The organism is Streptomyces sp. NPDC050145 (assembly GCF_044460245.1).
In the GTDB taxonomy this organism is placed as follows: Bacteria; Actinomycetota; Actinomycetes; order Streptomycetales; family Streptomycetaceae; genus Streptomyces.
Map to the genome: position 1 here is coordinate 196578 of NZ_JBITJS010000005.1, position 13586 is coordinate 210163.

11 protein-coding genes are annotated in these 13586 nt (G+C 75.0%); 10 read left to right on the forward strand and 1 reads right to left on the reverse strand.

Translation table 11 applies throughout. The features are described 5' to 3' along the window. The first annotated feature begins 40 nt into the window (after nucleotides 1–40). The 9 genes from ACIBTU_RS12435 (at nucleotide 41) to ACIBTU_RS12475 (ending at nucleotide 10836) form a co-directional block, all read left to right on the forward strand. Nucleotides 41–1195: a glycosyltransferase family 4 protein gene (locus ACIBTU_RS12435; protein WP_399125999.1), complete on the forward strand. Its 1155-nt coding sequence runs from the start codon at nucleotides 41–43 to the stop codon at nucleotides 1193–1195. Beyond that, a complete protein-coding gene (locus ACIBTU_RS12440) occupies nucleotides 1192–1929 on the forward strand; it encodes a class I SAM-dependent methyltransferase (RefSeq protein WP_399126000.1) in 738 nt (245 codons plus the stop codon). Before ACIBTU_RS12435 ends, ACIBTU_RS12440 begins: the two co-directional genes overlap by 4 nt. Then, nucleotides 1926–6026, forward strand: a complete 4101-nt coding sequence (locus ACIBTU_RS12445; protein ID WP_399126001.1) for an alpha-(1->3)-arabinofuranosyltransferase family protein — start codon at nucleotides 1926–1928, stop codon at nucleotides 6024–6026. The genes ACIBTU_RS12440 and ACIBTU_RS12445 overlap by 4 nt, the downstream gene beginning before the upstream one ends. Before the next feature lie 151 nt (nucleotides 6027–6177). After that, nucleotides 6178–7491: a condensation protein gene (locus ACIBTU_RS12450; protein ID WP_399126002.1), complete on the forward strand. Its 1314-nt coding sequence runs from the start codon at nucleotides 6178–6180 to the stop codon at nucleotides 7489–7491. Next, complete coding sequence (locus ACIBTU_RS12455) at nucleotides 7488–8258, forward strand: class I SAM-dependent methyltransferase (protein WP_399126003.1); 771 nt, start codon at nucleotides 7488–7490, stop codon at nucleotides 8256–8258. Before ACIBTU_RS12450 ends, ACIBTU_RS12455 begins: the two co-directional genes overlap by 4 nt. A 15-nt stretch (nucleotides 8259–8273) precedes the next feature. After that, nucleotides 8274–9200, forward strand: a complete 927-nt coding sequence (locus ACIBTU_RS12460; protein ID WP_399126220.1) for a hypothetical protein — start codon at nucleotides 8274–8276, stop codon at nucleotides 9198–9200. After that, nucleotides 9190–9411, forward strand: coding sequence for a Trm112 family protein (locus ACIBTU_RS12465; protein WP_399126004.1), 222 nt, complete (start codon nucleotides 9190–9192; stop codon nucleotides 9409–9411). The genes ACIBTU_RS12460 and ACIBTU_RS12465 overlap by 11 nt, the downstream gene beginning before the upstream one ends. Continuing rightward, nucleotides 9408–10256: an FkbM family methyltransferase gene (locus tag ACIBTU_RS12470; protein WP_399126005.1), complete on the forward strand. Its 849-nt coding sequence runs from the start codon at nucleotides 9408–9410 to the stop codon at nucleotides 10254–10256. Before ACIBTU_RS12465 ends, ACIBTU_RS12470 begins: the two co-directional genes overlap by 4 nt. Next, nucleotides 10207–10836 (forward strand): hypothetical protein, encoded by a 630-nt coding sequence (locus ACIBTU_RS12475; RefSeq protein WP_399126006.1) that lies wholly within the window; start codon nucleotides 10207–10209, stop codon nucleotides 10834–10836. Before ACIBTU_RS12470 ends, ACIBTU_RS12475 begins: the two co-directional genes overlap by 50 nt. Here the strand turns inward: ACIBTU_RS12475 and ACIBTU_RS12480 are convergent. Beyond that, a complete protein-coding gene (locus ACIBTU_RS12480; RefSeq protein WP_399126007.1) occupies nucleotides 10833–11714 on the reverse strand; it encodes a RimK family alpha-L-glutamate ligase in 882 nt (293 codons plus the stop codon). The two genes, ACIBTU_RS12475 and ACIBTU_RS12480, sit on opposite strands and share 4 nt — an antisense overlap. Before the next feature lie 180 nt (nucleotides 11715–11894). Between ACIBTU_RS12480 and ACIBTU_RS12485 the strand changes: the two genes are divergently transcribed. Next, on the forward strand, nucleotides 11895–13256 hold the full coding sequence (locus ACIBTU_RS12485; RefSeq protein WP_399126008.1) for a carboxyl transferase domain-containing protein: 1362 nt from the start codon (nucleotides 11895–11897) through the stop codon (nucleotides 13254–13256). The last annotated feature ends 330 nt before the right edge of the window (nucleotides 13257–13586 follow it).

Consider the following 13586-nt stretch of genomic DNA (forward strand, 5'->3'; position numbering starts at 1 on the left):
CCCCACAGAGCTCCGCACCCCGAGACGAGTTGGAGCAAGGATGCCCCAGCACGTGCCGTCCCCCCTGCGCGTCGCGTCCCCACCGGGCGCGCAGCACCCTCCGGCCGCACCGCCCGCACCACGCCGGATCGTGTTCCTCGCCCACCGCGACCTCGGCAATCCGAACGCGGGCGGCTCCGAACTCCTCATCGACCGGCTCGCCGACGGGCTCACCCGCGCGGGCCACGAGGTGACCCTGCTGTGCGGCGGCCCCGCCGCCGAGCGCGACTACCGGGTCGTCTCCGCGGGCGGCCAGACCGCCCACTACCTGCGCGCCCGCTCGGCGTTCGCCCGTCAGGTCGGCGACTGCGACCTGCTCGTCGAGGTCTGCAACGGCATGCCGTACCTGGCGCCGCTGTGGCACGACGGGCCCACGCTCTGCCTCGTCAACCACGTGCACACCGACCTGTGGCGGATGCGGCTGCGCGGCCCGCTCGCGCCCGCCGCCCACCTGGGCCGCAGGCTGGAGCACTGGGCCCTGTCCGGAGTCGCCCAGCGCCGCAACCTGCTCGTCGCGGTCTCGCCCTCGACGGCGCAGGCCCTGCACGGGATCGGCGTCGACCCGGCGCGGATCCGTCTCGTCCCCAACGGGGTCGAGGAGCCGGGCCCGCGCGCCGACCGCTCCCCCGAGCCGCTGTTCCTCGCGATGGGCCGGCTCGTGGAGTACAAGCGGATCGACATGCTCCTGCGCCTGTGGGAGCGGGTGCGGCCGGTGACCGGCGGCCGCCTCGTCATCGTCGGCGACGGACCCGAGGCCCCGCGACTGCGCGAACTCGCGGGGCCGGGCGTCGAGTTCGCCGGGCACGTCTCCGAGGCCGACAAGCACCGGCTGCTGTGCGAGGCGTGGATGCTGCTGCATCCCTCGGCCGTCGAGGGCTGGGGCCTGGTGATCACGGAGGCGGCCGCGCGCGGGACGCCCGCCGTCGGCTTCGACGTGCCCGGGGTGCGCGACTCCGTCGAGGACGGGGTGACCGGGCTGCTCGCCCACGGCCCGTCCTCGTTCGCCGCCGCCTGGTGCACGCTCGCCCTGTCCGCCCGGCGCCGCGAACTGATGGGCAAGGCCGCCGAGGAACGGGCCGCCGGCTACCGCTGGGCGCACTCCGTCCGCCGCTTCCAGTCGGTCGCGGCGGAGGCGGTGCGGGGCTGGACGCCATGACGGGTACGGGATTCAGGGATCCGTCGCCGCGCCGCTCGCTCGCCCTCTTCAAGGCGTTCATGGGCGAGCAGCGCGACCCGGAGGCCTGCTACCGGCTGCTCGCCCGGGACGCCGCCGACCAGGTCGAGGCGTACGGGAAGGTCGCGGGCAAGGTCGTCGTGGACGTGGGCGGCGGCAGCGGGCACTTCACGCGGGAGTTCCGGGCGCGCGGCGCCCAGGGCGTCCTGTTCGAGCCGGACACCCGGGAGCTCGGCGACGCGCCGCCGGGCTCCACCGTCGTCGCGGACGGCTATCTGCTGCCGCTGCCCGACGGCTGCGCCGACGTGACGTTCACGTCGAACGTCCTGGAGCATGTCGCCGACCGCGACACGTTCCTGAGCGAGCTGGTCCGGGTCACCCGGCCCGGCGGCCTCGTCTACGTCTCGTTCACCAACTGGCTGTCCCCGTGGGGCGGTCACGAGTGGGCGCCCTGGCACTACCTGGGCGCGGACCGCGCCACGGAGCGCTACCGGCGGCGCACCGGCCGGCCGCCCAAGCACACTCTCGGCGAGAACCTCTTCCAGCACCACGTCGGGTCCACTCTGCGCCATGTGCGGGCCCGCGACGACGTCTCGGTCCTGACCGCGCGCTCGCGGTACTGGCCGTTCCTCAGCGAGACGGTGACGCGGGTGCCGGGCCTGCGCGAGTTCGCCACGTGGAACCTTCTCCTCATTCTCAGGCGGTGTGCCCCATGACGACCACGGTCCAGGCCCCACCGGCCGCTCCGGCGCCCCCCGAGCCCGAACCGGGCCCGCGTCCGCGCCGCTGGCTGCTGACCTTCTGGGCCGTGCTGTTCGTCGCGTTCTGCGCGGTGCAGCCGGGCCGGGCCACGTTCGAGACGAAGCTCGGCGTGGCCCAGGACCCGTGGCAGTTCCTCGCCGACCTCGGGCAGCTGTGGCACGACCGGGCGGGCTTCGGCGGCATCGCCGACCAGTACATCGGCTACGCCTTCCCGATGCTGCCGTACTACGGCCTGACCGACCTGCTGCACGTCCCGGTGTGGCTGGCGGAGCGGCTGTGGATGTCGATCGTGGTGAGCGTCGCCTTCTGGGGCGCGCTGCGGCTCGCCGAGCGGCTCGGCGTCGGCGGCCCGCGCAGCCGGCTGCTCGGCGCGGCGGTGTACGCGCTGTGGCCGACGTTCACCATCGTCGTCGGGTCGACGTCGGCGGCGGCGCTGCCCGGCGCGTTCCTGCCCTGGGTGCTGCTGCCGCTCGCGAACCCGCGCGTCTCGGCGCGGGCCTCGGCGGTGCGCTCGGCGCTGCTGATCCCGTTCATGGGCGGGGTCAACGCGGCGTCCACGCTCGCCTCGCTGCTGCCCGTGGGCCTGTATCTGCTGTCCCGGCCCGCCGGTCCGCGCAAGCGGCGCCAGATCGCCTGGTGGATCCCGGGTGTCGTGCTGGCCACGGCCTGGTGGATCGTGCCGCTGCTCCTGCTCGGGGCGTACGGCGAGAACTTCCTTCCCTACGTGGAGAGTTCACGGACCACGACCGATCCGATGGCGGCGACGGAGGTGCTGCGCGGCGCCGGGAACTGGGTCGCGTACCTGCATCTCGGCGAGGCCTGGCTGCCCGCGGGCTGGACCGTGGCGACGGCCGCGGTCGCCGTCGTCGGCTCGGCGCTCGCCGCGGGCCTCGGCCTCGCGGGCCTGGCCCGGCGCGATCTGCCCGAGCGGCGCTGGCTGCTGCTCACCGTGCTCGCGGCGCTGCTCGTCACGCTCGCCGGGTACGGCGGGGCGCTCGGCGCCCCCTTCGCGGGCACCGTGCAGGGCTGGCTGGACGGGGGGCTCGCGCCGTTCCGCAACATCTACAAGTTCCAGACCGGGCTCGCCCTCGCGCTCGCGCTCGGCCTCACCCATCTCGTGGGCGTGGCCTCCGACCCGCGCGGCGCCCGGCCGCTGAAGGTCCGCCGATACGCGCCGCTGCTCGCGGCCGTGCTGGTGCTGCCGGGCCTCGCCTGGCCCTACCTGAACGGCTCGATCCTCCAGCCGGGCTCCTTCCAGAAGCTGCCCACGTACTGGCAGGCGACCGCCGACTGGCTGCACAAGTACTCCCCCGACTCCCGCGCCCTGGTCGTGCCCGCGACCGCGCACGGCGTCTACACCTGGGGCTCCCCCATCGACCAGCCGCTCGACGTGCTCGCCGAGTCCCGGTGGGCGCAGCGCGACTACGTGCCCTTCGGCACCGCCGGCAACCGGCGGGCCCTCGACGCCGTCGAGCAGGCCCTCATGTCGGGCGGCCGGGTCCCGGGCCTCCAGGACTTCGTCTCCCGGTCGGGCCTGCACTACGTCGTGGTCCGCAACGATCTCGACCCCGACCAGTTCGGCTACGTACCGACCGCGACCGTGAAGCGCACCCTGACCGAGTCCGGCTTCCACCGCGTCACCGGCTTCGGCCCCGTCGTCACCGGCGGGCGCATCGCCGAGAACACGCCGATCGCCATCGAGGGCCTGTACCCGCGCCAGCGCTCCGTCGAGATCTACGCGCCGGACGACAAGGCCGAACGGCCGGGTCAGGCAGGCCTGTTGCCGGTGCGGAACACGGCCGAGGTCAGCGGCGGGCCCGAGGCGCTGCTGCGGCTTTCCGCCGATCCGGAGTTCCGCGACCGGCCCGCCGTGCTCACCGGGGACAACCATCCGGGGATCGGCGATCCCGCGCTGCGGATCGCGGCGGACGGGCTGCGCCGCGCCGACACACGCTTCGGCCTGGTCAACACCAACACCTCGTACCCGTACACGCCGACGGAGCGCAACAGCCCCAAGGCGGCCGAGAACCCGGGCGAGGAACCCAAGCAGATCCTGCCGACGCGGGGCGTCGAGCGGCAGACCACGGCCCGGATCGAGGGGGCCCGCGCGGTCAGCGCGTCCTCCAGCGGCAACTGGCTGCTGCACCTCCCCCAGTTCGACCCCGTGAACGCCTTCGACGGCGATCCCGACACCGCCTGGGCCGAGGGCGCCCCCGACTCGGCGCGCGGCGAGTGGCTGCGTATCGACTTCTCCGGGCCCACCGACCTCCCCGGGCGGCTGAGGCTCACGCCGCTGCCGCAGGACGGGGTGCGGGCCGCGCCGACCCGGATCCGGATCGAGACCGACCGGGGCAGCACCACCGCGGAGATCCAGCCGGACGGTACGCGGCAGACGGTGAACGCCCCTGCGGGCGAGGCCCGTTGGCTGCGGATCACGATCCTGGAGACGCAGCGCGCCAAGCCGGGGCTCACCGGTGCCGGGTTCCGTGACATCGACGTGCCCGGGGTGCGGGCGCACCGCGCGCTGCGGCTGCCCGCGGACTCGGCGGGCGCCGACCGGTTCAGTTTCCACCGTGCGGTGAGCGGCGGCGGGCTCACGCTCACCGACACCGAGCCGGCCCTGAACCGGGTGTTCACCAGCTCCGGCTCCGGCCGCTACACGTTCAGGGCGACGGCGACCCCCACCGCGGGCGACGCCCTCGACCAGCTCCTCTACGACGTGGCCCCCAGCCAGAAGCGGAAGATCACCGCGACCGCCGACTCCACGGCCGCGCTCGGCACGAACACCTCCGCGCGCAATCTCACCGACGGTGATCTGACCACGGCCTGGATCGCGGGCGACCGCCCCACGATCCACCTCCGCTGGCCGGACAAGCAGCCCGTGTCCTCGCTCGTCCTGGCCCCGGCGGGCGGTCTGTCCACCCGGCCCGAGCAGATCGAGATCAGCAGCCCCGACGGGGCGGCGGTCGCGGGCGTCGATGTCAACGGCATGGCCCGCTTCGACACCATCACCACGAACCGGCTCGACATCACGATCACGCGAACGGCCCCACTGACGGTCCACAACCCGGTCGCCGACGAGGACATGCAGCTGCCGGTGGGCCTGACCGAGGCGTACCTCCCCGGTCTCGACCGGTACCGCCTCCAACAGCCGGACCCCGAATGGCAGTTCAAGCTGCCCTGCGGCAAGGGCCCGACGGTGACCGTCGACGGCACCCCCCACCGCACCTCCGTACGCGGCACGGTCGCCGACCTCACCGAACGCCGACCCTTGGACGTCACCTTGTGCGGCCCCCTCGACCTGCCGGCCGGCGAGCACACGCTCACCGCGAGCGGCAAGGGCGCCCTGACCCTCACGGACGTCACCCTGACCCGCGCGGACACGGCCGCGACCGCCGAGACGGCCACCCGCGGCATGACCGTACGGGACTGGCTCGGCGACCAGCGCAGGGTGCGGGTCGAGGCGGGCGCGGCCGCGTACCTGACCACGTACGAGAACGCGAACGACGGCTGGCAGGCCACCCTGAACGGCAAGAAGCTCACGCCGCTGCGGCTCGACGGCTGGCAACAGGCGTGGCTGGTCCCGCAGGGGGCGAGCGGCACGGTGGAGCTCTCCTACGCGCCCGCGACCACCTACCAGGCGGGCCTGTTCGCGGGCGTGGCAGGCATCGTCGTCCTGATCGGCCTGGCCCTGTGGCGCCGACGCGACCCCGACCCCACACCGCCGTCACCGACCCCTCCGGCGCCGGGCTGGATCCTCGGCACACTCGCCCTGACCCTGGTCGCCGTGGTGATCGCGGGCCCCTGGGCGGCCCTCGTCCCGGCCCTGGCCCTCCTGGCCAGGTGGCGCCGCGCCCTCCTGGTCCCCCTGGCGTTCCTGGCGATGGCGGCGGCCGGAGTGATCGCAGCAACGGGTTCAGGCGAACCGGTCCGAGCGGGCGCGGGCCCGTTCAGCGCGACCGCCCAACTCCTGGCGCTGCTGGCGGTCTTCGCAGCCCTGGTGACAACGGGCGGAGAGTCCCCCGGACCGGACGGGGAGGCACGGCAATGACCTGGGCAGTGAGGCGGCCCCTCACCGGCGCCGGATCAGATACGCCCCGTAAGGGGCGCGGGGAACTGCGCGACCAGCCACGACGGCGCAGCACCCGGCGGCGCACCCCCACACCTACGGCGGCCCCCCGCCCCCAGCGGAAGGGGACCCGATGACGACAGTCGAGGGCCGGCAACAAGGCCGGGCCAACCCCACGGGGCACCGGATTCCGTTCCCCGTGGTCGACGAAGTCGCCCGGCACTGCCTCCAGGACGACGAACCGGAAACCGTGCACATAGAGGTGCACCTGAGCGGACGCCTGGACAACGAGCGGCTCACCGGCGCGTTCGGTCGGGCCCTCACCCGGCACCCCCGGGTGCTGATGCGGGAGACCCCGCGGCGCTGGTACGCACGCCGGTACGAGTGGGAGCTGACCGAGGGGCCGGACGCCCCGCCCGTCTCGTTCCCGCCCCCGGCCCCCGACGCGCTGGAGGCGGCCCGCGCCCGTTCCCTCGCGCAGGCCCCGCCACTGACCAGCTCACCGCCCGTCCGCCTGGAAGCCGTCCCGCATCCGGTCACGGGCGACACCGTGCTGTTCCTCACCGTCAACCACACGGCGCTGGACGGCCCGGCCTGCCTGCGCGTGCTCGCCACCGCCGCGCAGGAGTACGGCGGACCGGACAACACCCCGCCCACCGTCACGGCCCCCGCACCGGCCGCCGCGCACCCCCCGGCCCAGCCGGTCATGCCGTCGCCGTGGCGGCCCCCCGCACGGGTCGCGCCCGGCGTCCGCCCGGAATCGTCCCCGGGCAACGGACTGCTGGTGTGCGAGCTACCCGTGCCGCGCCGCCCGAAGGGCGCCCCGTACACCGTGAACGACCAGCTGATGGCCGCCACCGCTCGCACTCTCGTCGACTGGAACACGGCGCGCGGCGCGCACGATCCGCGCCGCCCGCTGCGCATCACCATGCCCGTCGACGACCGCCCCCGGGACGTGTCGATGCCGATCGGCAACGGCACCCGCCTCGTCGAAGTCGCCTTCAGCGCCGCCGAGTTGGCCCGCCCCACGGGCGAGCTGCTCCAGGTCGTCGCGGCACGCACCGCCGCCCTCAAGAGCCTGCCGCGCCCCCAACTCGGCCACGGCGCCGCCTTGTTGACGGCGCCGTACGCGCCCGTCGCCTGGCGGGCCGCCGCCACCCGGATGCTGCGCCGGGCCGCCGCGCCGTGGACCTCGACGACGCTGCTCAGCAACATCGGGCGCGTCCCGTACCCGCTGGACTTCGGCGACGGGATCCGCGCGGGCGCCGTCTGGTTCTCGGCGCCCGCCCGCACCCCGCGCGGCCTGACCGTCACCACGGCGTCCACCGCGGGCCGGCTCCATCTGGCCCTGCGCTGGTCGCGGACGCTGCTGGGCCCCGGTGACGGCGCCCGGCTGCGCGACCTGTTCGAGGAGCATCTGCGCGCGACCCACGAGGAGGCACGATGACGGCACCCCCCACGCGACCGAACCTCACGCCACCGCACCTCACCCCGCCGAAACCCCGCACGCCCGGCCTGCGCGACTTCTACGAGAACCCGGACGTGCCGGTCGCCTCCGGCACCCCGCGCACCGTCCGCCAGACCCGGATCCTCGCGCGGGCCCTCGCGGACACCCCGGGCGCGACCGTCCTCGACCTGGGCTGCGGCGACGGCTCGGCCGCCGCGACGGCCGCCGCGCTGCTGCCGGGCCACCGGCTGGTCGGCGTCGACTGGTCGCAGGACGCGCTGCGGCGGGCGGCGGCCCGGATCCCGTACGTGGTGCGGGGCGAACTGTCCGACCACGGGCTGCCGTTCGCGGACGGCGCCGCCGACGCGGTGCTGTTCTCCGAGGTGATCGAGCACCTCGTGGACCCGGACTCCGCGCTGGACGAGATCCGCCGGGTGCTGCGGCCCGGCGGCCATCTGATGCTGTCCACACCGAACCTGGCCGCCTGGTACAACCGCGGGCTGCTGCTCGCCGGGGTGCAGCCGGTGTTCTCCGAGGTGAGCCTGCGCGGGGTGCACGGCAGGCCCGGCCGGGAGGTCGTCGGGCACCTGCGCCTGTACACGGCCCGCGCGCTGCGCTCGTTCGTGGCCGCGTCCGGCTACCGGGTGGTCGGCGTCTCGGGGGCACCCTTCCACGGGGTGCCGGGGCCGCTGCGCCCGCTCGACCGGCTGGCCTGCGCGGCCCCCTCGCTCTCCTCGATCCTGCTGCTGCACGCGCGGAAGGCGTGAGCGGCTGTGCCGGCCGTGGTGTGGGGCGTGGCCTCGGCGCTGCTCGCGAACACCCTGTACAGCGTCGGCTTCGTGCTGGAGAAGCGGGCGCTGGGGCGGTTGCCGGCGATCAGCGTCCGCCGTCCCGCGCGGCTCCTGCGGCACCTGGTGGGCAGCCCGCTGTGGCTGGCCGGTTCGCTGGCGCTGGCCGGTGGCTTCGGCGCCCAGCTCGCCGTGTACCGAACGCTGCCCATCGCGGCGGCCCAGGGCATCTTCGTGTCGGGTCTCGTCCTGCTGCTCCTGCTGTCCGCGCGGCTGCTCGGCGAACGCACCTCGGGCCGCGAGCGGTACGCGATCGGCGCGATCCTGGCCGCCCTCGTCATGGTCGTGCTCTCGCTGCGCGACACCGGCCAGGACCCGGACGCGGTCGGCGGGGCCGCCCCCGCCCCGCTCATCCTCCTCGTGTGCGTGCCCTCGCTCGCCGCCGGCCTGTACCTGTACGCGGGCGCGGAGCGGCGGGCCCGGCGCCGGCACCGGATGCCGAGCGCGGGCGTCGAGTACGGCGTCGCGGTCGGCCTGCTCTACGGCGTCAGCTCGCTCGCCATCAAGGGGGTGTCCGGGCTGCTGTGGGACGTGCCCCGGCTGCTCGCCTCCCCGTACCCGTACCTGCTGCTGTGCACGGGCGCGTGCGGGCTCGTCATGTCGCAGGCGGCGCTGCAGCGCTGCCGGGCCTCGCTGATCGTGCCGGTGTGCACGACGGTGACCTGCCTGTTCACGGTCGTGCTCGGCACGCTCGCGTTCGGCGAGTCACTGCCCTCCGAGCCGCTGCGGCTCGCGCTGCGGGTGGCGGGCACGGCGCTCGCCGTCGCCGTCCTGCTGCTCATGCCCAAGCACGATCCGCCCCCGGCCACGACGACACAGACCGTGGAACCCCCTAAGGAGTTGCTGTCCCATGAAGCCTGACGACCCGCTGCTCACCCTGCTCGCCTGTCCGCTCGACAAGGGGCCGCTGCGCCTCCTGCCCGACGGCGGCGCGCTCTACAACCCCCGGTTGCAGCGTCGCTATCCGATCGTCGACGGGGTGCCGCAACTGCTGCCCTCGTCCGGCGAGCAGCTCGCGGAGGACGAGCACGAACGGCTCCTGAAACAGTTCGAGGGGGGCGGTGTGACGTGACCACGATCGCCGCCCGTCTCGCCCCCTGGCTGCCCGCCCGCCTGACCGCGGCCGCGGCCCGCGCCCTCTACCCGCGCTTCGAACCGGAGCTGGCCCGCCTGTCCGACATGGTTCCCGACGGCTCCGGGTGCGCCACCGCGGTCGACGTCGGCGGCTGGTACGGGCCCTGGACCCACCGCCTCGCCGCCCGCGCCCGGCGCGTGGTCACCCTGGAACCCGTACCGCACCTGGCCCGTACGCTCGCCGCGACCACGCCCGCGAACGTGCGGGTGGTGCGGGCGGCGGCCAGCGACCGGCCCGGCACCGCCCCGCTGTGGCAGCCGCCGCACGACGCGCGCGGGGACCGCGGGGTGTCGTCGCTGGTCCGCCGGGACGGCCTGCACGCCACGACCGGTCAGGCCGTGGACTGTGTCACCCTCGACGAACTCGCCCTGGACGACGTCGAGTTCGTGAAGATCGACGTGGACGGGGCGGAACTCGCCGTCCTGCGCGGCGCCGAGGCCCTCCTCACCCGGGACCGCCCGGCGCTCTTCATCGAGCTGGAGACCCGTATCCAGCCGATCACCCCGGTCGTACGGCATCTGCGCGAGCGGGGCTACGAGGGCTGGGTGCTGCCCGGCACCGACTGGCTGCCGCTGCCCTCCTTCGACCTGGCGGCGCACCAGCGCGGCACCGCGTACATCGCCTCACAGGGCCTGCTGCGCCGGGCCCTGACCCCGGCGGCCCGCCGCCCGCGCTACGTCAACTCGGTGCTGTTCCTGCCGGACGGCCGCACCCCGGGCTCCGTGCGCGACCATGACAGACATGGCACCCGCGCGACGCACCCCGCCCACCGGTCCCGCTGAGCCCTTCGGCCCGCTCGAGTTCCAGCTCGTCCTGCTGCGCCGGATGGCGGACCACAATCCGGAGCTGGTCGAGACGGCCCGCGCGGACCTCGGCGTCTCGGTGGCGGACATGCGGGAGGCGAACCGGCGCTGGCAGGCGATGCTGCACTCCCCGCGTTCCCGCGCGGCGGCGTCGCGGTACCGCTCGGTGCTCGGCGCCCCCGCGTCGGAACGGCCCCGCCGCCTGGGCGACCTGACCTGCACGGCGCTCCAGTGGCCGGTGCCGCTGTGGCCCACGCTCCGTTTCGAGGTGCTGCTCGCGCCCACGGGTGCGGTCTGGAACGAGTGGCTGACCCGCGCCCCGGGCACCCCGGGCCCCGCCCTGCGCACCCTCGCCGACCTGACTCCGTGGTCCTGCACGGTCGACGAGGCGGCCCGCGCCTTCCCTCCGGCCCGCCCCCTGGAGGGCTCGGCCCCGACCCGCTGGGGCCTGGAGTTCACGGCCCCGGACGAGGACGGCACCCCGCGCCGGATCCGGGCCGAGTTCACATGGGGGCTGCTCCAGCGCTGGACGGAGGTGACCACGGCCGGGGAGCCCTAGCCGGCGGCGGCCTTCACGATGGCCTCGGCGACGGCCGGGACGGATCCGGGGTGCACCGCGCTCAGGAACAGGTTCGGCTCGACGAGCTCCAGCTCCATGACACAGGGCTGCCCGTCGGCCCCGTCGACGAGGTCGACCCGCGCGTACAGCAGCTGCTCGGGCCCGCCCGGCACGGCCGCGAGGGCCCGTTCGGCGACTGCGAACTCGGCTTCGGTCGGCTCCCACGGTTCGAGGGAGGGGTGCGGGACCTTGCGCGCGTCGAACGCGACTCCGGCGGAGAGCACCGCGCCCTTGCGGATGGCGTGCAGGAACCGCCCGCCGTAGAAGAGCACGGCGCGCTCCCCGCTGACGTCGATCCCGTCGACGTAGGGCTGCACCATGGCGGTCAGCCCCTCCTCGTGCATCCGCGCCAACTGCCGCAGTGCGACGTCCTGTTCGGCCGGGGTGTAGCGGGCCGCGTAGCGGGCGCCCGCGCTGGAGGTCGGCTTGATCACGAAGGCGCGGTCGGCGGGCAACTCGGGGACGGCGCCCGGCGGCACGTACGTCGTCGGGACGACGGGCACGCCGGCCTCGGCGAGTTCGCCGAGGTAGCGCTTGTCGGTGCTCCAGCGGATCACGCCGGGCGGGTTGGCGAGGCGGGTCGCGGCGGCGCAGCGCTCGGTCCAGGCGAGGAACTCGTCGCGGCGCCAGCTGTAGTCCCAGGTCGAGCGGACGACGGCGAGGTCGTACGCGCTCCAGTCGACGTCCGTGTCGTCCCAGACGACGACGTCGGCGCGGGCCCCGAGCCGCTCGACGCCCTCGACGAGCAGCGGCAGGTCCGCGTCGACGGGTCCCCCGTCCTCGCCGGCCCGATACGTGACCAGTGCTATCCGTGCCAACGCCTTCTCCTCACCTTGTCCGCCCCGGTCGGGCCCCGGGTTCATCCTCTCAAGGCGGCCCCGGGGCGGTCGACGGCCGCCCAGGCATCGGTGACCCTGATGTCCGTGCCGTCCACCGCCCCGCGACCGGCGCCCCGCATGCTGGACCGGGACCGGACCCGTCAGCCCTCAGGAGCGCACGTGCCCACCCTTCCGAAGTCCGACCCGCGGGGCGCCGCTCACCCCGAGCTCGTGTGCGATCCCGGTTCCTTCCGGGCGCTGCCGGATCCGGAGCCGCCCGCGGACGCCAATCCGCTGGGCTGGCCCGGTTACGAGGAGTCGAAGGCGCGGGCCGTCGCGCGCAGCGGGTCGCCCGAGTCGGTGGTGGCCGGTACGGCGACGGTGTCCGGCGTCCCGGCGGTCGTCCTGGCCTTCGCCTTCGGCCACCTGGGCGGTTCGCTCGGCCGCGCCACCGGCGACCGGATCGAGGCCGCGCACGCGCACGCCCGCGCGCACGGCCTGCCGGTCGTCGCCCTGGTCGCGACGGGCGGCAGCCGGATGCAGGAGGGCATGCTCGCGCTGACCCAGCTGCAGCGCGCGGCCCGGCAGTCGGCGCTGACCCGGGCCGCCGGGCTGCCGCAGATCGCGGTGGCCTGCGACCCGACGACCGGGGGCGGCTGGGCGACGCTCGGCGCGGGCGCGGACGTCACGCTGGCGCTGCCCGGCGCGCAGATCGGCTTCGCGGGGTCCCGGGTGCGCCCGGCGGACGCGGACCCGGCGGCTTACACGGCGGAGGGCCAGCTCGCGGCGGGCGCGGTCGACGCGGTGGTGCCGCCGGACGCGCTGCGCGAGGACGTGGGGCGCCGGCTGCGGCTGCTCACGGCGCGCGCCCCGGAGCCGGAGCCGGCCCCGGTGCCCGCCGCGCTCGGCCTCACCGACCTCCCGGCCACCGGCTGGGACGCGGTGCTGCGCGCCCGGGCTTCCGAACGGCCGCACGCGCCCGCCTACTTGGACGCCTGCTTCACGTACCGCGCGGAGCTGCGCGGCGACCGGACGGGCGGCGCGGACGACGGCATCCTGTGCGGCTTCGGGGCGCCCAGGCCGGCGTACGGCGATCCGGGGCGGACGGTCGCGTACGTGGCGCAGTGCGGCACGGCGACGACCCCGGCGGGCTACCGGACCGCGACCCGGCTGATCCGGCTCGCGGGGCGGCTCGGCATCCCGGTGCTGACCCTGGTCGACACCCCGGGGGCCGCGAACGACGCGGCGGCGGAGCGGGCGGGGGCGGGCCCCGCGATCGCGGAGCTGTTCGTCGCGGTCGCGGAGTGCCCGGTGCCGGTGACGACGCTGGTGATCGGCGAGGGCGGTTCGGGCGGGGCGCTGGCGCTCGCGGCGCCGGGGAACACGTGGGTGACCCCGGACGCGTACTTCTCGGTGATCGCCCCCGAGCTCGCGGCCGCGATCCTCAAGCGGCCGGCCGACCAGGTGCACGAGACCGCCGCTCAACTGCGGCTTCGCCCCCAGGACTTGGTGGATCTGGGGGTGGTCCGGGGCATCGCCTGACATGACCCCGCAACCGAACAGGCGAGCAGTTGTTCCCTTGAACAGGTGATCGTCGCCCCAGAGTTTGCATGTGACCCAGGTGAACAACGATGCTTACGGAGCGCAAGCAACGGGCTGCAGACCGTAGCGAAACGCATCGCGATGCACGTGCAAGTCCCACACACATGCAACACCTCTAGGAGAACGCGACACCATGAACCTGCTTACCGACATCCTCGCCGGCGTCTTCAACTTCGTCGGCTGGCTCGTGTAACACGCCTGTCGGGCGCACGCATGCGGCGCCGTCTCCCCCGGTCCCACGGGGAGGCGGCGCCTTCTGCTTTCCCGGGA